At 70.1% G+C, this 19,089-nt stretch carries 21 protein-coding genes and 1 tRNA gene; 13 read left to right on the top strand and 9 right to left on the bottom strand.

Features of this window, described 5'->3' with window-relative positions:
• The first annotated feature begins 22 nt into the window (after positions 1–22).
• Entirely contained in the window at positions 23–616 is a 594-nt protein-coding gene (locus ACFV2J_RS07240; RefSeq protein WP_385083129.1) for a hypothetical protein, read from the top strand.
• Between the two features lie 251 nt (positions 617–867).
• Here ACFV2J_RS07240 and ACFV2J_RS07235 read toward each other — a convergent pair whose 3' ends face one another.
• The 3 genes from ACFV2J_RS07235 to ACFV2J_RS07225 all read right to left on the bottom strand — a co-directional run bounded on the left by ACFV2J_RS07235 (position 868) and on the right by ACFV2J_RS07225 (position 3,511).
• Complete coding sequence (locus tag ACFV2J_RS07235) at positions 868–1,833, bottom strand: DUF5926 family protein (RefSeq protein ID WP_385437644.1); 966 nt, start codon at positions 1,831–1,833, stop codon at positions 868–870.
• A gap of 113 nt (positions 1,834–1,946) precedes the next feature.
• A complete protein-coding gene (locus ACFV2J_RS07230) occupies positions 1,947–2,585 on the bottom strand; it encodes an ATP-binding protein (RefSeq protein ID WP_385083127.1) in 639 nt (212 codons plus the stop codon).
• Positions 2,586–2,701: 116 nt separating this feature from the next.
• Positions 2,702–3,511, bottom strand: a complete 810-nt coding sequence (locus ACFV2J_RS07225) for a glycerophosphodiester phosphodiesterase (RefSeq protein WP_385083125.1) — start codon at positions 3,509–3,511, stop codon at positions 2,702–2,704.
• A 267-nt stretch (positions 3,512–3,778) separates the two neighbouring features.
• Here ACFV2J_RS07225 and ACFV2J_RS07220 point away from each other — a divergent pair, with 267 nt between their 5' ends.
• Positions 3,779–5,284, top strand: a complete 1,506-nt coding sequence (locus tag ACFV2J_RS07220; protein ID WP_385083124.1) for a trypsin-like peptidase domain-containing protein — start codon at positions 3,779–3,781, stop codon at positions 5,282–5,284.
• 178 nt (positions 5,285–5,462) lie between these two features.
• On the opposite strand, the gene ACFV2J_RS07215 is transcribed toward ACFV2J_RS07220, so the two are convergent.
• Both ACFV2J_RS07215 and ACFV2J_RS07210 read right to left on the bottom strand, forming a co-directional pair.
• Entirely contained in the window at positions 5,463–6,524 is a 1,062-nt protein-coding gene (locus tag ACFV2J_RS07215) for a CU044_5270 family protein (protein WP_385083123.1), read from the bottom strand.
• Entirely contained in the window at positions 6,521–7,159 is a 639-nt protein-coding gene (locus ACFV2J_RS07210; RefSeq protein WP_385083122.1) for an RNA polymerase sigma factor, read from the bottom strand. The genes ACFV2J_RS07215 and ACFV2J_RS07210 overlap by 4 nt, the downstream gene beginning before the upstream one ends.
• 169 nt (positions 7,160–7,328) lie before the next feature.
• Here ACFV2J_RS07210 and ACFV2J_RS07205 point away from each other — a divergent pair, with 169 nt between their 5' ends.
• The 4 genes from ACFV2J_RS07205 (at position 7,329) to ACFV2J_RS07190 (ending at position 9,490) form a co-directional block, all read left to right on the top strand.
• Entirely contained in the window at positions 7,329–7,925 is a 597-nt protein-coding gene (locus ACFV2J_RS07205; protein ID WP_385083120.1) for a TetR/AcrR family transcriptional regulator, read from the top strand.
• A gap of 129 nt (positions 7,926–8,054) precedes the next feature.
• Positions 8,055–8,141, top strand: a tRNA-Ser gene (locus tag ACFV2J_RS07200).
• 283 nt (positions 8,142–8,424) lie between these two features.
• Positions 8,425–8,733, top strand: a complete 309-nt coding sequence (locus ACFV2J_RS07195; protein ID WP_385083118.1) for a hypothetical protein — start codon at positions 8,425–8,427, stop codon at positions 8,731–8,733.
• Positions 8,734–9,061: 328 nt separating this feature from the next.
• Positions 9,062–9,490 carry a hypothetical protein gene (locus ACFV2J_RS07190; RefSeq protein WP_385437639.1) on the top strand — a complete coding sequence of 143 codons (429 nt, stop codon included), beginning with the start codon at positions 9,062–9,064 and terminating at the stop codon, positions 9,488–9,490.
• Here ACFV2J_RS07190 and ACFV2J_RS07185 read toward each other — a convergent pair.
• Positions 9,477–9,794, bottom strand: a complete 318-nt coding sequence (locus tag ACFV2J_RS07185; protein ID WP_385083115.1) for a transposase — start codon at positions 9,792–9,794, stop codon at positions 9,477–9,479. The genes ACFV2J_RS07190 and ACFV2J_RS07185 overlap by 14 nt on opposite strands.
• A 363-nt stretch (positions 9,795–10,157) precedes the next feature.
• Between ACFV2J_RS07185 and ACFV2J_RS07180 the strand changes: the two genes are divergently transcribed.
• Complete coding sequence (locus ACFV2J_RS07180; RefSeq protein WP_385083114.1) at positions 10,158–10,535, top strand: SMI1/KNR4 family protein; 378 nt, start codon at positions 10,158–10,160, stop codon at positions 10,533–10,535.
• Between the two features lie 246 nt (positions 10,536–10,781).
• Here ACFV2J_RS07180 and ACFV2J_RS07175 read toward each other — a convergent pair whose 3' ends face one another.
• On the bottom strand, positions 10,782–10,952 hold the full coding sequence (locus ACFV2J_RS07175; RefSeq protein ID WP_385083112.1) for a hypothetical protein: 171 nt from the start codon (positions 10,950–10,952) through the stop codon (positions 10,782–10,784).
• 1,047 nt (positions 10,953–11,999) lie between these two features.
• Here ACFV2J_RS07175 and ACFV2J_RS07170 point away from each other — a divergent pair.
• The 3 genes from ACFV2J_RS07170 (at position 12,000) to ACFV2J_RS07160 (ending at position 14,620) form a co-directional block, all read left to right on the top strand.
• The gene (locus ACFV2J_RS07170; protein ID WP_385083111.1) at positions 12,000–12,827 is read left to right on the top strand and encodes a tyrosine-type recombinase/integrase; all 828 of its coding nucleotides are present in this window, start codon (positions 12,000–12,002) and stop codon (positions 12,825–12,827) included.
• A gap of 474 nt (positions 12,828–13,301) precedes the next feature.
• Positions 13,302–13,880 (top strand): hypothetical protein, encoded by a 579-nt coding sequence (locus ACFV2J_RS07165; RefSeq protein ID WP_385083109.1) that lies wholly within the window; start codon positions 13,302–13,304, stop codon positions 13,878–13,880.
• 167 nt (positions 13,881–14,047) lie between these two features.
• Complete coding sequence (locus tag ACFV2J_RS07160) at positions 14,048–14,620, top strand: GNAT family N-acetyltransferase (protein WP_385083107.1); 573 nt, start codon at positions 14,048–14,050, stop codon at positions 14,618–14,620.
• Between the two features lie 31 nt (positions 14,621–14,651).
• Here the strand turns inward: ACFV2J_RS07160 and ACFV2J_RS07155 are convergent, their stop codons facing one another.
• Together ACFV2J_RS07155 and ACFV2J_RS07150 are read right to left on the bottom strand one after the other, a co-directional pair.
• Positions 14,652–15,083, bottom strand: coding sequence for a hypothetical protein (locus ACFV2J_RS07155; RefSeq protein WP_385083106.1), 432 nt, complete (start codon positions 15,081–15,083; stop codon positions 14,652–14,654).
• 36 nt (positions 15,084–15,119) lie between these two features.
• Positions 15,120–16,007: a bifunctional DNA primase/polymerase gene (locus ACFV2J_RS07150; protein ID WP_385083104.1), complete on the bottom strand. Its 888-nt coding sequence runs from the start codon at positions 16,005–16,007 to the stop codon at positions 15,120–15,122.
• 372 nt (positions 16,008–16,379) lie between these two features.
• On the opposite strand from ACFV2J_RS07150, the gene ACFV2J_RS07145 reads away from it, so the two are divergent.
• The 3 genes from ACFV2J_RS07145 to ACFV2J_RS07135 all read left to right on the top strand — a co-directional run bounded on the left by ACFV2J_RS07145 (position 16,380) and on the right by ACFV2J_RS07135 (position 19,088).
• Complete coding sequence (locus ACFV2J_RS07145) at positions 16,380–16,685, top strand: hypothetical protein (RefSeq protein WP_385083103.1); 306 nt, start codon at positions 16,380–16,382, stop codon at positions 16,683–16,685.
• 325 nt (positions 16,686–17,010) lie between these two features.
• Positions 17,011–18,174: an acyl-CoA dehydrogenase family protein gene (locus tag ACFV2J_RS07140; RefSeq protein ID WP_385098283.1), complete on the top strand. Its 1,164-nt coding sequence runs from the start codon at positions 17,011–17,013 to the stop codon at positions 18,172–18,174.
• Entirely contained in the window at positions 18,171–19,088 is a 918-nt protein-coding gene (locus tag ACFV2J_RS07135) for a bifunctional MaoC family dehydratase N-terminal/OB-fold nucleic acid binding domain-containing protein (protein ID WP_385437634.1), read from the top strand. Before ACFV2J_RS07140 ends, ACFV2J_RS07135 begins: the two co-directional genes overlap by 4 nt.
• The last annotated feature ends 1 nt before the right edge of the window (position 19,089 follow it).

The following is a 19,089-nucleotide window of genomic DNA, read 5'->3' as shown; positions in this document are numbered from 1 at the left end:
CCGGCTCGTTATCTTCCGCGGTATGCAGCGTCATCTTGGCCGACACAGAGATCCCTTGCCGCTGCGCGGCGGGCCGGGCCCCCGGAGCGTCCGTCTGGGGGCGCTGACCGGTGTCGTGGCGTTCCTCGTCGCTCTGCCGCTGACCGTGGCGTCCGCGGGGTCCGTCGGGGACGAGGGTCCCGCGGTCGTCGGCGCCGCCGGGCGCGTCGACGAGAAGGGGCGCGCCCCCGGCTTCGGGAACGTCCCCACGAAAGCGCCCCGGCTGCTCGGCCTCGGCCTGGTCACCGCCGCCCGGTGCGGCCCCGAACTCTCCTCGCCGGACGGCATCGAGGCGCAGACCTGTGTCCTGACCCAGGGGAAGGACACGTGGGCGCGGACCTACTACCGCAACGCGACCGGCGACGAGCTGAGCTCCGAACTGAGTCTCATGGGGCCGGCCGGCCGCAGCGTGCAGATGAGGTGCGTGGTGGACGCGGAGGACGATCCGGGGGCGTGCGAGACGCCCAGGCAGCGCACGGCGGGCGGGCCGGGGGCGTACACGGCGGTCGCGGAGTTCGCGCGGGACGCCGGGGACGGGCCGCTGCTGCTGCGCTCGGGGAGCAGCGCGGGTTCGTAGCAACTTGCCTCTGTGGCAAGGCCGTTGACGCCGTAGCGGGATGGCGGGCATGAAAAAGACCCGGTTGCTGGCGACGGGGGATGCACCAGCAACCGGGCTACTCGAACGGTAACAAGAGATCGGCGGTTCGCAAATTCGATCTCGGCTATTCGGACACGGATTCCGCTGCCACAACCGGGAGTTGTGACAGGAGTCACCTGTGCTCAAGGGCCTGGACCAGCTGACCGGTCGGTCAGTGCCGCGACCGGGGATCAGCTCAGCGTGACCTGCCGGTTGGTGAGGCCGCCGCGTGCCCGGCGCTCCTCCGCGGTGAGCGGGGCGTCCGAGGCCAGGGCGGCCGCCAGTCGCTCGGCGAACTCGGCCGCCGGCTTCTCGACGTCGTCGGCCGTGACGCCGCTCGGCAGATCCCAGACCGGCACCGTGAGCCCGTGCGCGCGGAAGGAGCCGACCAGCCGGGTGCCCTCGCCGAGGCTCGACCGGCCTGCCGCGTGCAGCCGCGCGAGCGCGTCCAGAAGCTGTTCCTCGGGATGCGGCATGACCCAGCGCAGGTGGTTCTTGTCCGGCGTCTCGCACCAGTACGCGGAGTCGACGCCGGCGAGCTTCACGGTGGGGACGGCCGCGGCGTTGGCCCGCTCCAGGGAGGCGGCCACGTCCGGTGTCGAGTTCTCCGCGTCCGGGACCCAGAACTCGAAGCCCGTGTGCACAACTGGCTCGAAGGCGCCTTCGGGGTCGAGCAGTTCCTGCAGCCGAGGGCCGTCGGCCGGGGCGCGGCGGCCCGGGACCGGGGTGCCGGGCTCCGCCGTGAGGGCGCGCCGCAGGGTGTCGGCGAGGTCGCGGCTGATGTCACCGGAGGCCGTGTCGTTCTGCAGGCCGAGCAGGACCGAGCCGTCGTCGCGGCGCAGCGCGGGCCAGGCCATCGGCAGGACGGTGGCGAGCGTCACCGACGGGACGTCCTCGGGGAGGCTCTCCCTGAGCTTCAGCTCGACGGTCGCGGCGGGCACCAGTTCGCGCAGCGCGACCCAGTCGCCCTCGCTGGGCAGGCCCTCGAAGGGGCGCTGCACCAGTTCGGTCACCGCGTGCGCGGCCGCCCGGCCGTGGCAGGCCTTGTAGCGGCGGCCGCTGCCGCAGGGGCAGGGTTCGCGAGCGCCGACAACCGGGATCTCCCCGTCTCGCGGCTGAGGCCGCTGGGCCTTCGTCTGGGGTCGCTTCTTGGCCATCGTGGGTGTCTCCCGATCACGGCTCGACTCGTACGGGCGCGAGCCTAGCCGTTCGTGCGACGGCCGAAGGGACCCTGTGGACAACGCACGGGGTCCTTCCGCGCGCCGGGGTTTCAGTCGAGGTCGTCGAAGGCGTCCGCGAAGTCCAGTTCGGGTAGGGCGGACACGGTCGGTGACGCGACGCGCGTAGCGAAGTCGTCGCGCCGGTGCCCGCCGGTCGCGTCGGTGACGTCCTCCTGGACGACGACCCACACCGTGACCTCCCCGCGGGCGTCGTCGCGGACACCCCAGTCCTTCGCGAGTGCCGTGATGATGTTCAGACCGCGGCCGCCGTGTGCCGTGACCGAGGGGGTGGCCGGAACCGGCCGGGTGGGACCACCGCCGTCCGTCACCTCGACGGTGAGCCTTCCGGACGCGTCCACGCGCCACGCGGCCCGCACGTCTCCGTCCCCCGACAGGGCGTCGCCGAGCGGCCTGCCGTGCCGGCACGCATTGCTCAGCAGTTCGGAAAGGATCAGTACGGCGTCGTCGACGACCGATTCCGCCATCCCGTCCGTACGCAGTTGATCCCGCATCCGACGTCTTGCCTTCCCCACGCCCGCAGGGCCATGGGGAACGGCCATGCTCGACGACGTGGGCACTTCCCGTGCCACCACCAACGCCACCCCCGAGACCTCCTTTGCCCCACGCCACGGTGTGGATGCCCCACCGGACTGGACCGGAAACCGGCCAATCCACGTCTGCTGACGCACTCGTAACGATCGAATACGGAACGAACGCGCCGGTGCACTCCCTGTCACTGCGTGGCCGGATTTCGACGGTGTTCTGGGAGGTTCGGGCAGGGGCTTCCGGAGTGGTGCGCGCGAGGTCAGCGGCCGAGCTGGCGCAGCACCGCGCGCGGACGGTTGGTGATGATGGCGTCAATGCCCAGCTCAACGCAGAGGTCGACGTCCTCGGGCTCGTTCACCGTCCAGACGTGCACCTGGTGCCCGGCGCGTTTCAGCCGTTCGATGTAGCCGGGGTGGCTGCGTACGATCCGCATCGAGGGGCCCGCGATCCGGACACCCGCCGGCAGCCGTCCGTCGCGCAGCCGGGGTGAGACGAACTGCAGCAGATAGACCGTCGGCATGGTCGGGGACGCGGCCCGGACGCGGTGCAGGGAGCGGGCCGAGAAGCTCATCACACGGACGGGCGAGGTCGCGGCGTTCTCCGGGGAGTCCAGCCCGAAGCGCTTCAGAAGCAGCAGCAGCCGGTCCTCGACCTGTCCCGCCCAGCGTGTGGGGTGCTTGGTCTCGATGGCCAGCTCCACGCGGCGGCCGGCGTCCGCGACGAGTTCGAGCAGCCGCTCCAGGGTGAGGACGGAGGTGTCCTCGGGGTCCCCGGGGCCGTACTCCCAGTCGGGGGACTCGTCGCGGTTCCTCCAGGCGCCGAAGTCCAGTGCGGCCAGTTCGGCGAGCTCCAGGGCGGAGACCGCGCCGCGGCCGTTGGACGTACGGTTGACGCGACGGTCGTGGACGCAGACGAGGTGTCCGTCCGCGGTCAGCCGTACATCGCACTCGAGGGCGTCGGCACCGTCCTCGATCGCCTTCTTGTAAGCGGCCAGGGTGTGCTCGGGCGCCTCTTCTGAGGCTCCGCGATGGGCGACGACCTGGATCGGGTGCTGTCGTGCGTGGGTCACCGCGTCATGGTGCCACCGCCGCGGGGTGTCCGTCGGGTCGGATACGCCACAAATGAACCCATTGCGCCAGAAAAGACCTATGTAAAGAATAGACCTGGACCCACAGCCACCGCTTATGGTGCTCTGACGTCCTGTGGGAAAAGCTGACGGCGTACAAAAAGCACATGCACACCAGCACAGCTGCATCGCGCCGGACCCGTCGACAAGCATGAGCGAGCGTGACCGAGTGCGACCGAGAACAACAGCCGTGGATCGAGGAGAAGAGCTGTGAGCACCGAGAACGAGGGCACCGCAGTACCCCCGGCCCCGTCCGCACCTCCCGTGCCGGTGGAAACTCCCGCTGCTTCCGCGCAGAACGCTGCGCCCGAAGGGGGCGCGCCGACCGCTCAGATCCCGTCGGTGCCTCCAAGCGCCCCCGGCGCACCGGAGCAGACACCGGCGTACGCGTCGACGGGTGCCGGGACGCCTGACCCGTACGGGCACGGCGCGGGCACTCCCGGAGCGCCGGGCTACGGAGCCCCCGGGGCCGTTCCCGCGGCCGAGGCGGGCTGGCCGCCTCCGCCGCCCGCCACCCCCGCGTACGCGGACGGTGGCGGCTCGGGCGGCGGTGGGTGGGGTTCCACCTACGGGCAGCCCGCGCCGAAGCCGAAGAACGGCCGTGGCGGCCTGGTCGCCGCGATCCTGGTGGCCGCGCTCGTCGCGGGCGGGGTCGGCGGCGGTATCGGCTACTCCCTGGCCAGGGGCAACGACAACTCCACCGGCTCGACGACGGTCTCCGCCCCGAGCAACAGCGGCGACGTCAAGCGTGCCTCGGGCACGGTCGCGGGCGTGGCGGCCAGGGCGCTGCCGAGCACCGTCACCATCGAGGCCGAGAGCACCAACGGCGAGGGCGGCACCGGCACGGGCTTCGTCTTCGACAAGCAGGGCCACATCCTCACCAACAACCACGTCGTCGCGGACGCGGTCGACGGCGGCAAGCTCACCGCGACCTTCCCCGACGGCAAGAAGTACAACGCCGAGGTGGTCGGCCACGCGCAGGGTTACGACGTCGCGGTCATCAAGCTGAAGAACGCGCCGTCCGACCTCCAGCCGCTCGCCCTCGGCAACTCCGACAAGGTGGCCGTCGGCGACTCGACGATCGCCATCGGCGCCCCCTTCGGCCTGTCCAACACGGTGACCACCGGCATCATCAGCGCCAAGAACCGTCCGGTGGCCTCCAGCGACGGCAGCTCCAGCAGCAAGGCCTCGTACATGAGCGCCCTGCAGACCGACGCCTCGATCAACCCGGGCAACTCCGGCGGCCCGCTCCTGGACGCCCAGGGCTCCGTCATCGGTATCAACTCCGCGATCCAGTCGACGAGCGGCGGCGGCCTGGGCGGCACCAGCCAGTCCGGTTCCATCGGTCTCGGCTTCGCGATCCCGATCAACCAGGCGAAGCACGTCGCCCAGCAGCTCATCAAGACCGGCAAGCCGGTCTACCCGGTGATCGGCGCGTCCGTCTCCCTCGAAGAGGGCACCAGCGGCGCGAAGATCACCGAACAGGGCGCGAGCGGCTCCGCGGCGGTGACCTCCGGCGGCCCCGCCGACAAGGCCGGCCTCAAGCCCGGCGACGTCATCACCAAGCTGGACGACCAGGTGATCGACAGCGGTCCGACCCTCATCGGCGAGATCTGGACCCACCAGCCCGGCGACACCGTCAAGCTCACGTTCACGCGCGACGGCAAGGTCCGCACCACCGACGTCACCCTGGGCCAGCGCGACGGCGACAGCTGACCGGTCGGTCCTCTCCCCGCGCCACCCACCACCGAAGGGGTGCCTCTCATGTGAGGGGCACCCCTTCGGCGTGGAGCCGTCCCGCCTTGATCCGGACGACACGATGGCGCCGGTGGGGGACGGGTCCGCCCGGCTCCTGAGTGAGGGTCAGCAGCCGGGCGGTGGGGTGGTGCGGGGGTCAGGCGCGGGTGCCCGCGGGCAGGTCGCCGGCCTTGTTCACGACGGCGCGGGAGAGGACCGCGCTGGTGCCGGTCAGCATGCCGGCCTTGCCCTCGGGGGTGTCCTTGACGAGGTAGCTGCGCTCGCCGAGGAACAGGTGGGTGTCGCGGTCGAAGATGTACTCGGTGCGCTCGCCGTTCGAGACGTGGGCGATGGCCTCGCCGTGCCGGCCGGCCGCGTCGGTGGAGTCCTTGACGAGCACGACGCCAGGGATCTTCGCGGCGGCCCGCCAGATCGCGGAGGCCACGTCACCGGGCACGATCGACTCGGACACGGTCTCGCCGACCCAGTTGAAGGCGGCCGCGTCCTTGCCGGGGGCCTGGCCGCGGGTGGCGGAGTAGATCTGCTTCAGCAGCGCGTCGGGGTCGGTGGACAACGAGGCGATCTGCGGGACGGTGCCGGGCCTGGGGGGCTCGGACGCCCCGTCGGGGTCGACCACGCCGGCGCCGCTGTTGTGGATGGTGATGTCCTGGCCGCCCTCGTGGATGAGGCCGTTCCTGGAGGGGTCGGCGGCCAGCCACACCTGGCGCTGGTGGACGGCGTCGAGCTTGGCGGGACCGCCGATGGTGCGCTGCTTGACCTGGTGGGTGAAGCCGACCTTGCTCTTGACGTAGATGAACTGGTGGGCGCCGACGACCGGGGTCTTCTGCTTGCCGGCCGCGTCCGCGACCTGGCTCAGGAAGGCGCCGGCGCCGTGGGCCGAGGCCGGCTGCACGGTGATGACCGACGCCATGGCCACACTGTCGTCGGCGGGGGCCGAGCCGGAGCCGGTGACGTTGACGGCGACGGCCGCGGCGACCGCCAGGGCCGCGACCGGCGCCGCGATCAGGCTCCAGCGCGGCACACCACGCCTGGCTGCGGGAGACGGCTGCGTCTGCGTGCCGGTCCGGGTGACTTCCTGCATCAGATATTCCTCGAGACGTTGAGACCGGGCGGGAGAGAGACCAGGCGTGCCGGGGCGCGGCAGCAGGTGGGACAGCTCCTGGCGCTCGACGGCTTCACCATGCTTCGGAGCGTTCATCGGGCTTTCTCCTGTATCGACCGGACCGCGGGTGTGCGGTCGCCCCGTATCTGTCGGTTGTCCGAGGGGGGTTCCACTCTCTTTTTCGCGCGTCTCAGTTCCTGCTCCGTCAGTCTGAGCAGACGGGCTCGCGCTCGCGACAGCCGGGAGCGCACGGTGCCGACCGGGATCCCCAGGGCCTCGGCCGCCGCGGCGTAGCCGAGGTCGGACCAGACGCACAGCATGAAGACGTCGCGGTCCCCACGGCGCAGCCTGGCCACCGCCGCTCTGGCGGCCACGAGTCTTTCACCGTCGTCGATGCGTTCAGCGACCTCGTCGGAGAAATCCGGCACGGTCTCCGGCGCCGGGAACCGGGCCAGGGTCTGCTGGTGTTTGCGCGCCGCGCGTCCGCGGTTGCGCAGGACGTTGGTGGCGATGCCGTAGACCCAGGGACGGACGCTCTCGTCGCCCTCCTCCAGCCGCTCCCGCAGGCGCCACACTTCCAGGAACGTCAGTGACACCGCGTCCTCGGCCGCCGACCAGTCGCCCGTGGCTCTGTAGGCGTGCGCGTAGATCGCCTGGCCCAGTTCCTGGAACAGCTGGCGGAAGGCCTCTGGATCGCCGGCTCGCAGACGAGCTCGCAAGGATTGCTTCACGCAGGTACCTGTCGGACACACCGGGGCGGTTCCCGTGAGGTAGGTCACTCGGACGAGGGGGCGTCCTCTCCCGGGGTCTCGGATTTCCGGGCCCCGTCCCCGATCCTCCACTCGTCCGCAAAGCTAATCGTTATGGACGAATGAGTCAAATAAGCGTAGGCTTGGCGTCATGGCGCGACCTCGGAAGTTCGATGAGCAGCAGGTGATGGCCACTGCCCGGGAGCAGTTCTGGGCGGGTGGGTACGCGGCCACGCGCATGGACGACATCGCCGCGGCGACGGGTCTCGGCAAGGGCAGCCTGTACGGCGCGTTCGGCGGCAAGCAGGAGCTGTTCCACCGCGTGTTCGACGAGTACTGCGTCGCCGTCGTCGACGCCACGGCCCAGCAGCTGCGCGGCGACGACGAGAGCGCGTACGCGCGGCTGTCCGCCCACGTCCACGCGGTGGCGGCGGCCACCGCCGCGGACACCGCCCAGCGCGGATGCCTCCTGGCCAAGGGGACCGCCGAACTGGCCGAACACGACAAGACGGTGGCCCAGCGGGCGCACACAGCCATCGAAGCGCTCCGTGCGTTGCTGGAGGACGACATCGCCGCCTGCCAGCGCAACGGCGACCTCGACCCGGACGCGGACCCCGGACAACTGGCCGGGCTGGTGCTCGCCGTACTGCGCGGCATCGAAGCGCTGGGCAAGGCCGGAGCGGACGAAGGGACGCTGACGGACATCGCCCGCACCGCCCTCGCCGTACTGCCCCGCCCCACGAACTGACGGACCCACCGCGCCGCGCGGCCAGTGCGACAGGCGGGCGCCGGTGGACCCCGTGTGGAACCACGGCCGCGGCGAAAGGCACGGAGCCGGTACGCTGTACCCGCTCCGTCCCAGGTGGGCCGGGGCGTAGGTGGGTTGCCCGAGCGGCCTAAGGGAACGGTCTTGAAAACCGTCGTGGCAGCGATGTCACCGTGGGTTCAAATCCCACACCCACCGCAGCTGAACGGCCCCTGACCAGGTGTATCGGTCGGGGCCGTTCTCATGTGCACTGTCCGTCAACCACCGTGGTTCCCCGTCGGATACCGGTTGATCGGGCACGGCAGGGGCACGGGACTGGGTGGGGGATAGTGCATGTCTGATGCGACTGACTGACTGGCTGAGCGCGGCCGGCGGAATCGTAGGGGCAATCGGAGGTCCGGCAGGACTCTGGGCGGCGTGGAGTCAGCATCAGCAGAATCGGCGCCGGAGATACGGTCCGCCGGAGGAACTCGTTGGGCTGTTGGCGAAGGTTATCGATGTTGCCCACGATGCAGAACTTGGCTATCGCAACGCGACTTGGATGACGGCTTCTGGTCTAGAGGAGACTCGTGCCCGTGTCGATGAGCTGAAACACCTGGTTCGCGACCAAGAGTTGAGCAGCAAGCTCACAGTCGTTCACGCTCAAGCCGGTTTGTTGGTGGGGGAGGTTGCCAGCGACATAGATAGCGCTGAGCGGATGATGAGCACTGTTGCTAAGCAGTCCCGCTACGCCGCTGACCTTGAGAAGTATGCAAGGGGTGCACTGATTCGGCTGCGACGGAAGCTCTAGAGATCTTTAACGGCTGAGGTTACGAAGGAGCACATCCTCTTGGGCGGGCCGTGGGCGCCGCGTGGAGCCATCGATTTGGCAAGGTCGACCGCCATCGGTGGCAGGCTGCTGCTCGCCACAGCTGTCGCATACGACATCTACGATGTGGCGACGCCGCCGAGCGGCCCAGCGCACGCAGGCGGCCGTGCACGACGGGGCGAGCCTGGCGGGCCGGCTTGCGAGCGCGGGCTACGGCGCCAGGGCCAGCTCCTTCGGCGGGCAGGTCGGGCTGTGGCCGGCAGCGGGATCGGCGAGGGCAATTGTGGACGGAATCGAGGATCTGTTCCAGATGAGGAACTGGCTGGCAAGGCTGCTCAGGAAGGAGCGGCACCGCAGTGGGGCAGAGGACTCGGCAGCGGTCTCGTCGCCGGGCCCGGTGTGGAGCGATCCGGAGATCCCGGACGAGGAGCGCGCGGTTCTGCTCGTACGCCTCATCGAAGACCCCACGGTGCGCGAGGACGAGCAGGAGGAGGCTGCGTGGTGTCTGGAGTTCCTCTCTGGTCCGTTCGTCGAGGCGGCCTTGATCCGGGCCATCCGGGACGGCGACTTCAGCAGCGACCTGGCCCAGGCCTGCGCCGAGTCCCTCGCCGGCATCTGGGCCAGGGAGGGCCAAGTCGATGCCGCCTTCCTGGCGGAACTGCGCGGCCTGGCGAAGGAGCTGATCTTCGGCATCCTTGGCAACCGCGCCCCGCACTTGCTGCCCCCTAGCGCCCTGTAGAGATCTTTAACGCCTGGGGATGCGGCGGTTGGAGGTTGAGGACGGTTTTGGCGATGAGGCCATCGATGAGGCCGGGTCCGTACTGCATCTGTTTGAGCCGGGTTTTCACCAGTACGGTGAGCTCGTCGAGGCTGTGTTTGGTGAGGTTGGCCAGCGACCGTTTCAGGTGCGACCACACGCCTTCGACCGGGTTGAACTCCGGAGCGTATGGCGGCAACTGGTAGACGGTCAGCCATAATCGGGCGTCGATCAGCCGGCGCATGACGCGGCTGACGTGCGTGTTCAAATTGTCCCAGACCGGCACGACCGGGCTGCCGAGCTGCTGGTGAGCGCATCAAGCAGCCACCTGCCTTGCTGGCCGACCACCGCTTTAGGAGCGAGGTGGGGCGATCACCGGCTCGACCTGGGAATCCCTGCCTTGGGCAGCGCGGGGCGGTACACACCCCGGCGAACCTCGATTCCCCGTGATTCCCCGTGATTCCCCGTCCGTTCTGGCACGGAAGTGGCACGCCCCGCGGCCCCTCGATGCGAACTATGGGCGGGAGGGTCGCTGAGGTTTACCGGGCACGTCAGCCGGTCGCTTGGGGCTGGAAGCGATCAATAGGCTGTGCTTGTGTGGAAAGAAACCGCTACCGGGGCTCGACCCGGCGTGACGTTTCGACCGCCTGTGGACAGGACCGCTCTCGCTGCGGCGGAGCAGCGGCTCGGCCGAGACCTGCCGGCCCAGTTGGCAGCTCTGCTAGTGGAGACCGACGGGGTAGTCGGCGCCTACGCGAAGGACGTCGTCTGGTCTTTGGATCGGATCGTGGAACAGAACCTGCTGTTCTGGGCTCCTGATACGTTCCCGGGGCTGTACATGCCCTTTGATCCGCTGCTGTTCTTCGGCGACAACGGCGGTGGTGACCAGTTCGCCTTCGTGCTGACGCCCGAGCGTCCGGACATCTTCGTCTGGGACCACGAGACCGACAGTCGGCTGTGGGCTGCACGGGAGTTGGAAGACTACTTGCAGCGCTCGCTCGCAGATGGTGGCGACTGGTGGTGGTAGCCGAACGCGCCCCGGCCAAAGAGTTCGACCATGTGGCCTCATCTTTATCAGGTCGATCACTGGGACTGTCGACGTCGGCGAACCAGGCCTGAGCCTCGGCCGATCGTCCACTGGGGTTCGGCGCCGATCGCAGCTGTTCGCGCTTGTTGGTGTCAGCCGCTGGTGTCAGCCGCCGCACGCAGTCTTGACGAGCGCGGTCTTCCCTCCGGCCTAGAGCACTAGTTCGGAAGACGGCGTATGCGGATGTCAGAGACTGCCGATGATCAGCCAGGCAGCAAGCCCCAGCACCGCGAGGTACCCGCCAATGGAGATCGTCTTGCCGACGCCCTCGCGCCCGGAGTTTTCGATCACCCGGCCGGTAATGCCGACGAGCGGCGCCCCGAAAACGATCAAGAGAAGGCCGATCAAGTAGTTCATGAGTCCCCCCCTTGGGATCATTCCCCAGTGATCCAGAGGGGACGAGCCTAAGTCACGCAACGCCGTACCGGAAAGGCGTCGTTAGCCGCTCATCCACGCTCACGTTGAGGTTCCCGAATGACTCGCGGGTCTGGCTCCGACAGGAACCACCACTTTCCTCTGCTCTCATCCCGTCCGCCGTCGGCCCACACACCGTGGAGCGGGCGTGGTTCATGGCGTCCAGGTGGAGCGCTCCACTGTACGAACGACCTGGACGCCAGGGGCCGCGTCTGATCGGCACTGCCTGGGTCGATGGCTGATGGGATGGAAGCACCTCCCACGCTCGCCCTCTACGGGCCGGCACCCGCGTACGGCGCCCCGTCCATCCCGGAGTCGGAGCGCCCCCGCCGGAGGCTTGCTCTGAGGTGCGGGTTCAATCGCCACATCTCCCCTCGCCTCGCCTCTCCGCGGCCTGTGGTGTCCGGCAGGCCTCAGCCGTGGCGTACCTGCTTTTTGATCACAACGCGTCTTGTCGGGTGTACACGCGGGGCCATGCTCGCCGGCCGCTCGATGCTGCCTGTCCGGGTGGGGCCTGGTGTGCGGGGCGGGCTGAGGTATCGGGCTCGGTCCGGTGTATCGGCCCGTGGCGTGCCGGAGCGTGGAACGGTGATCACCCCGAGGCGATTGTGAGTGGCGCGGGGCCGGGGGCCGGGGCGGCGCGGGCCGAAGGCAGGAGCGCAGCCCCGAGTCCCCGAGCCCCTCGCCGGCCCGCGGTGCGGGCTGGTGGGGTGGGATCTCCGTAGCGGCGGCTGGAAAGCCGTGGGGCCAGCACTCCGGATGGCCGAAGGCCAAGAGTCCCCCGGCCCGGTTCCGCGAAGCCGTGGACCCTGATCCGGGGACGGGGTGGCGTCGCTCAGGTCGGCGGGGCGTGGGGGAGGAGATGCGGCTCCAGTGAGGGGGCTGCGGTGGTGTTGTCTTCTCTCAAGTGCGCCACGGCTGAGGCCTGCCGGATTCTGCGGGCCGTGGCTTTCGGCGGGGCCCCTCCCCCGCCCATCGGGCGGGGGCTCGATGCGGACCAAGGGGCTCAGCGCGTCCCGCATCCGGCAGGCATACCGGGTGCTCTCCCAGGTCATGCAGTCTGCCGTCGACAACGACATGATCCAGGTGACGCCATGCCGGGGCGTGAAGCTCCCGCGGATGCCCGAGACTGAGCCGCACATCCTGACCCCGCTCGAAGCGTCCCGGGTGGTGCGGAGCGCGGCCAAGCCCCATGACCTGCTGATCGCGCTTCTCGCGTACGCGGGCCTGCGCGTCGGTGAGGCCTTCGCCCTCCGGCGCGTCGACATCGACGTGTCCGGCGGCTTCGTCCTCGTGGATGAGAACCTCGCCGAAGCGAACGGCAAGCTCGTCTTCGACACCCCGAAGTCCCATCAGAAGCGGCTCATCCGTGTCGGCCCGGCCCTAGCGAAGAAGATCGGGAAGTACCTGGAGACCCTTCCCGGTGGGGATGACGCGCTCCTGTTCACCACGCCTGCGGGCAAGCCTCTGCGCTACAACCAGTGGCGCAAGGCGTACTTCGACCCCGCGGTGTTGGCGGCCGGACTGACCGACGTGACCCCGCGTGATCTCCGGGCTTCGCACGGGACGTGGGTCGCCGACAGGTACGGCGTTATGACCGCCGCGCATCGGCTCGGGCACTCGAACGCGAGCGTCACCACCCGGCATTACGCCCGGCCGGTCGCCGGTCGTGATGATCAGGTGGCCGAAGCGTCGGACTCCTGGCTGAGCGGGCACGATCACGCGCCGGGGGCACGTGCGGGCACGACGACGATGACGACGGCTCCTCTGGCGCTCTCGTGCCCGTCTGACCTGCGGCGGAGACCGCACCGCCTGTGATCGGCGAAAGGTCTTGAAAACCGTCGTGGCAGCGATGTCACCGTGGGTTCAAATCCCACACCCACCGCGCAGGTCAGAAACGTTGCAGGTCGGAAGGGGCGCTCCCGGGAACGGGGGCGCCCCTTCCGTGTGCGCCCGGTCCTGCCCGGTTCCGTAGGTGGTTGATTCAGGTCGGCGATGGATTCTCCGGCGAACGCTCGTGGCCGTTTCGGCAGGACGGAACGGCCTGTCGAAATAGCTGACGGACCGTCAGAACAAAGCGTGGGCGATTACTTTATCGCCTGATTTCCAGAGGCGCCATCGGCGCTGGGCCACGGGTCGCGGACGTGCCAGCGTCTGGCGTAACTCCGCAGGTCGAACCGTTATCGCAGGCAGCTCGCACGGAAAGTGTGATGAGTCTGGATGCGGCTCCACGTCTGCATCCTCGAACCGACCGGACAGTTCCCTCGCCCGTGCGAGGAGAGAGGACGCAAGATGTTCCCGAAGCTCAAGGTGACGCGGAACCGGCGCCAGGACGAGGGCGCCCCCTCGCGTCACCCCCGCCCGGGCGTGAGGGCCGCGGCCCTGATCGTGCTCGGCGGCGGGGTGGCAGGTCTCTGGTCAGCGCCCATGGCGCACGCCGCGGCTCATGACTCGCTCAAGTCCTTCCGCCCGAGCGCCGGCTACTCCGTCACCTCGGACGACGAGCGCCTCGACGCCCTGTACGACCGGGCGATCCTCAAGGACGACGAGGGCGTCGACGCCATCTACGACCGGGCGGAGTTCAAGAACTTCAAGGACGACGAGGGTGCCGACGCCGGCCACGACCGGGCGGACTTCAAGGACGGCGCGGAGGGCGAGGACGCCGGCTACGACCGTGCGGGCTTCAAGGGCGACGAGGACGACGAGCACTTCGACGGCGGCTACGACGACCTGTGGGACTTCTTCGGCGACGGGTTCCGGATCATCGTCAACGTCAACAACAACAATAACAACAACAATGGCGCAAACAACAACAATAACAACAACAACAATAACAACAACAGCGGTCGCGTCACCGTCAACCGCAACTGATTCAAGGGTCCGGGTGGATGGGAAATCCATTCACCCGGACCGTTGAGAGGACGGACGCGGACGTTCAGGCCGGGACCCCCAATTCGGGGTCGGTGTCCCCGCCGTCGAGGACCTCCCCCGCCGATGACCCGGTTGTCCGATCGGGGCCCGTGGGGTAGCAATGACGGGTGATACGAGGTGACAAGGTCGCTCTGCGGGCGCGGCGTGACAGTGATGTGCCCGTCTTCCAGGCCGAGTTGTACGACGACGTGGCGACGCGCTCGCGCGTCGACTCCCGTCCCTGGCGGCCACTCCCGCCGGACGCCGCGGAGTCTCCCGCGGCGGCGGCCGTGCCGTCCGACGACAGGGCGTACTTCTCGGTGGTGGAACTCGCTTCGCAGGAGTTGGCCGGCGAGGCCCTGTTGTGGGGCATCGACCCGCACAACCGGACCGCTCACCTGGGAATCTCCCTGCTCCCCGGATTCCGGGGGCGCGGGCTCGCGGGGGATGTCGTCCGGGTGCTGTGCGCCTACGGGTTCACCGTCCGGGGGATGCGGCGGCTCCAGATCGAGACGCTCGCCGACAACACCGCGATGATCGCGACCGCGACCGGAGCCGGGTTCCGTGTCGAGGGCACGCTGCGCCGCGCCGCCTGGGTGTACGGCTCCTTCGTCGACATGGTGGTCCTCGGCCTCCTCGCCGAGGAATGGACCCCGGCCCCGGACCCGAGTGACGTGACCCGCGTGACCGGACCCGCGTGACCGGAACCGAGGGGGCCGTCCCGGGGCGCGGCTAGAGCTCGAAGTCCCGCGCCGCCTCCTCCCAGGGGACGGCGAGCAGCGCGGGATCCGTGTTCTCGTCCGAGGGGACGTCCGGGGTGGCCCGGAACCACACCACGGTGAGGGCGGAGCGGTGCAGCACCGGATCGTGCGCGGGGTCGATCGCGGCGGATCGGAAGGTCCCGACGCAGGTCACGGCGGGCAGCTTCTCGACCGGGCCGAAGGCACCGGGGGGCATGTCCGGACGGTCCCGGAGGGGTTCGACGAGGTGCACCGGGGTGCCGGGGAAGGCGTCGCCGGCACCCCGGACCGCGCGGTCGACCACGCGGTCGTTCCAGCGGGCGAACGGGTAGCCCTCCAGCATCCCGCCGTAGGTCGAGGAGAGCCGGAGTGCCGTCATCCGGACCGTACGGCCCGAGGAGAGGGTGATGCGGGTCAGCGCCATGACGGCACCCTAGGAAGACGTGATCCGCGGCGCCCCTCAATTCTGTGGTGCCCCCGGCTGCCGGAGCGACATCCGGGACGCCGACGCGATCGTCGAGCGGGCCTCGCGTGCGGTGAGACCGGTGCGGACGGCGGCCTCGACGAGGGCGGGGGTCAGGTCGGGACCGATGCCGTTCTCGTAGGCGCGGCAAGCGGCCCAGAACAGCCGGGTGTTGCGCTGGCCGGCGTGGGCGGCGAGGACGAACTGGATCAGTCCCTGCCCCTGGTGGCCGGTCGCGGGAGGCGGGCGGTGGTGCGTACGGGGTGGGGGCGTGAGCAGGCGCAGGAGTTCGCCGGGGCAGGGCGCGGGCGCGAGGTGGGCGGTGCCCGGAGCCGTGCCGTACACGCCGTGCTCGGTGCGTGAGCCGGGGCCGACCAGGTAGCCGCCGGCGCCGCGGATGTCGATGCCCGGTGCCAGCCGGCTCGCCGAGTTGGGGACGACCACGTCCGGTGGCCCGGTCAGCCAGAGGTGGCGGCCGCCGCTCGGGGTCACGACGACGACGGTGTCGGGGATGGTGAACAGGTGGCGCAGGGCCAGTTCGCGCAGGGCCGTGGAGGAGTCCGTACCGGCCTTGGTGTCGAGGTCGATGCCGATGAGGTGGTGCGGGTCGAGGCCGCAGGCGATGCCGTAGCCGGTGGACCAGGGGGCGGCGGCGAAGAGCTCGCGGATGCGTCGGGGGTCGGTGGAGGCGTCGTAGACGCCGTGCCCGAAGCGGCCGCACTCGCCGTGGCAGGGCGGGGTCGTCGGGTCGGGGTCGTCGCGGTGGGGTGAGCGCAGGGCCGGGAGTTTCGTGCGGGACAGCGGGATCACCGCGAGACCGCGCTCGGCGGCGGACAGGGCATGGGCCAGGGCCAGGGTCGTGGCCTGCCGGTCGATGGTGGCCATGCCTCCATGTTCGTACGAGTGTTCGAAAAAGGGAAGAGTGCGCCGACGCCGGAGCGCGCGGTGAGGCCTTCGGGCGGTCCGGGGTGGAAATGTGGCGAAACGCTTCAGCCCGTGCGGCGCCTGGTTTCGAGCCGCCCGATAGCCGCTGAGCTGCGGCTTTGATGTCGTGAAGAGGGTTTATCGACTTGTCCTCACGCTTGAGGGGGAATCACGGCTTCCGGGGTGGTTCGCCGGGGATTCGGTGGGCAACTCTGGACTCGCGACGTCGTGAACAGCGCCGGGGCGGTCGGCCGACCACCTCGGAGCAGGCCGTATCCCACGTACCACCCGGCTCACCGCCGGTCCGTACATCCGGTTCATGGAGGAACTCACATGGCAACCATCCGTACCGCCCGCGTTCTCGCCGCCGTCTCGGCCCTGCCCCTCGCCGCCGCTCTGTTCACGGGCGTCGCGGCTGCGGACAACGGCGCGATCTCGGACAACGGATCGAACGCGGGCGTGGCAACCGTCAGTGGCAGCGGGGTCGGGCGCGACAACAGCGGGAACTCCTCGACCACACAGCAGCAGGCGGTGGGCTCCGGCGCCTCGAACCAGAGCAATACCGCGCAGGTGAACGGCTCAGCGTTCACAGCCATCAATCAGTCGCCCACCGTCGTCCACTTCACCAAGCTCTGGTGAGCGCCGGACCGATGAGCCCTTGTCGAGCTCATCGGTCCGGCCTCCCTCGCGGGGGGGGGGGTGTGCTTCCTGGGGTCGTGACGCGTCTGCGCGACGGTGCTTCGGTGCCGTCGCGCAGACGTTTCGGCGTTCCCGTGCGGGTTCCGCGCGCGCCCGAGGTGCTTCCGAGGCCCGTCCGACGCGCGGCCCGCGCCCGTCCGACGCGCGGCCGGCGGACGGCTCCCGGCGGCCGTGCGCCCGCCCCCTCCGTCGACCTTGACAGCACACCTCATCTGACGGACAGTCAGAAACCCCTGTCCGTACGAGGTCCGGGAGGGCCGCCGCCGTGCACCTCGCCCCCACCGAGCGTCAGCGACGGCTGCGCGCCGAGCTGCGCACGTACTTCCGGGACCTGATGCCCGACGGGCCCCCGCCCGCCCACGAGCCCGACCGGCAGCGCGCGCTGCTGCGCCGCATCGGCGCCGACGGACTGCTCGGAATCGGCTGGCCGACCGCGTACGGGGGACAAGGGCGCGGCGCGGACGAGCAGTTCGTGTTCTTCGACGAGGCGTACCGGGCCGGCGCGCCGGTGTCGATGGTCACGCTGAACACCGTCGGCCCGACGCTCATCGCCTACGGCAGCGCGGAGCAGAAGGAGTACTTCCTGCCGCGCATCCTGAGCGGTGATCTCGTCTTCGCGATCGGCTACTCGGAGCCCTCGGCCGGAACGGACCTCGCCGCGCTGCGCACCCGCGCCGAGCGGGACGGCACGGACTTCCTGGTCCACGGGCAGAAGATCTTCACCTCCAACGCCCAGCACGCCGACTGGATCTGGCTCGCCTGCCGCACCGACCCCCACGCCCCCCGGCACCGGGGCATCTCCATCCTCCTCGTCCCCACGGACGCCCCGGGGTTCTCCTGGACGCCGATCGAGACGGTCGGCGGCCTGACCACCACGGCCACGTACTACGACGGCATCCGCGTCCCCGCCTCCCGTCTCGTCGGCGAGGAGAACGGCGGCTGGCGGCTGATCACCAACCAGCTCAACCACGAGCGCGTCGCCCTCGCCGCGATCGGGATGCAGGCCGAGGACTTCTACACGGCCGCGCTCGAGGCGGCGCGTACACCCGATCCGGTGACGGGCCGGCGCCGGGCCGACGAGCCCTGGGTGCGTGCGCGGCTGGCGGAGGCGCATGCGCGGCTGGCGGCATCGCGCCTGCTCAACTGGCGTCTGGTGGCGGATGTGGGGGCGGGCCGCCTGGCGCCCGGGGACGCGAGTGGCGTGAAGGTCGCGGGAACGGAATCGGCGGTCGAGACGTATCGCATATGTCAGCACATCGTGGGTGCCGACGCGCTGGTGCGTTCCGGTTCGCCGGGGGTGTTCGGGGACGGCGAGCTGGAGCGGATGAACAGAGCGGCGCAGATCAACACGTTCGGGGGCGGGGTGAGCGAGGTGCAGCGGGAGATCGTGGCGACCATGCGGCTGGGGATGACGAGGGGGCGGCGGTGAGCGCCGGACCGGCCGGGCAGGCGGCGCGGTTCAAGGAGTTCGAGGGCCGGGTGGCGACCGTCGCGGGCGTCGGCAGGGACCCGGTCAACCGGCCGATGATCCGGCACTGGTGCGAGGCGATGGACGACACCAGTCCGGCGTACGAGGGACCTGACGCCATCGCCCCGCCCACGATGCTCCAGGCGTGGACGATGGGGGGCCTCTCCGGGCAGGTGAGGCGCCCGGGCCCGTTCGACGACCTGCTCGGACTGCTCGACGACGCGGGCTGCACCTCGGTGGTCGCCACCGACTGCGAGCAGGAGTACCTGCGGCCGCTGCGGCCCGGGGACGAGATCACCTACGACACCGTCATCGAATCGGTCTCCGAGCGCAAGACGACCCGGCTCGGCACGGGGTACTTCGTCACGACCCGGATGGAGGTGCGGTCGGCCGGCGAGCTCGTCGGCACGCACCGTTTCCGGATCCTCAAGTACGCCCCGGCGCGGGGCAGGCGGACGAGCGCCCGGCCACGGCCGGTCGTCAACCGGGACAACGCCGGGTTCTGGGAGGGCGTGGGCCGGCACGAGCTGCTGATCCAGCGGTGCGCGGGCTGCGGGACGCTGCGTCTTCCCTGGCTGCCGGGGTGCGGTGCCTGCGGCTGCCTGGAGTGGGACACCGTCGGCGCGAGCGGTGAGGGGACCGTCTACTCGTACGTCGTCATGCACCACCCGCCCTTCCCGGCCTTCGACCCTCCCTACGCGGTCGGCCTGATCGAGCTGTCCGAGGGCGTGCGGATCGTGAGCAACGTGACGGGGGTGCCGTACGACAAGGTGCGGATCGGGATGCCGGTGCGGCTGGAGTTCGAGCGGTACGACGAAGAGGTGGTCCTGCCGGTCTTCCGGGCCGGGGACGGCACCGAGGGGGGCGGGCGCTGAC

The organism is Streptomyces sp. NPDC059668 (genome assembly GCF_042734135.1).
Taxonomy (GTDB): Bacteria; Actinomycetota; Actinomycetes; order Streptomycetales; family Streptomycetaceae; genus Streptomyces.
Note: the sequence above shows the minus strand (reverse complement) of the source record. Positions and strands in the feature narration are given on the sequence as shown.

What these genes read in the sequence shown, in the direction of transcription:
- ACFV2J_RS07240 (WP_385083129.1), top strand. Translation starts at nt 23, where the DNA reads ATGCAGCGTCATCTTGGCCGACACAGAGATCCCTTGCCGCTGCGCGGC.
- ACFV2J_RS07235 (WP_385437644.1), bottom strand. Translation starts at nt 1,833, where the DNA reads ATGGCCAAGAAGCGACCCCAGACGAAGGCCCAGCGGCCTCAGCCGCGA.
- ACFV2J_RS07215 (WP_385083123.1), bottom strand. Translation starts at nt 6,524, where the DNA reads ATGAACGCTCCGAAGCATGGTGAAGCCGTCGAGCGCCAGGAGCTGTCC.
- ACFV2J_RS07205 (WP_385083120.1), top strand. Translation starts at nt 7,329, where the DNA reads ATGGCGCGACCTCGGAAGTTCGATGAGCAGCAGGTGATGGCCACTGCC.
- ACFV2J_RS07190 (WP_385437639.1), top strand. Translation starts at nt 9,062, where the DNA reads ATGAGGAACTGGCTGGCAAGGCTGCTCAGGAAGGAGCGGCACCGCAGT.
- ACFV2J_RS07175 (WP_385083112.1), bottom strand. Translation starts at nt 10,952, where the DNA reads ATGAACTACTTGATCGGCCTTCTCTTGATCGTTTTCGGGGCGCCGCTC.
- ACFV2J_RS07170 (WP_385083111.1), top strand. Translation starts at nt 12,000, where the DNA reads ATGCGGACCAAGGGGCTCAGCGCGTCCCGCATCCGGCAGGCATACCGG.
- ACFV2J_RS07165 (WP_385083109.1), top strand. Translation starts at nt 13,302, where the DNA reads ATGTTCCCGAAGCTCAAGGTGACGCGGAACCGGCGCCAGGACGAGGGC.
- ACFV2J_RS07155 (WP_385083106.1), bottom strand. Translation starts at nt 15,083, where the DNA reads ATGGCGCTGACCCGCATCACCCTCTCCTCGGGCCGTACGGTCCGGATG.
- ACFV2J_RS07150 (WP_385083104.1), bottom strand. Translation starts at nt 16,007, where the DNA reads ATGGCCACCATCGACCGGCAGGCCACGACCCTGGCCCTGGCCCATGCC.
- ACFV2J_RS07145 (WP_385083103.1), top strand. Translation starts at nt 16,380, where the DNA reads ATGGCAACCATCCGTACCGCCCGCGTTCTCGCCGCCGTCTCGGCCCTG.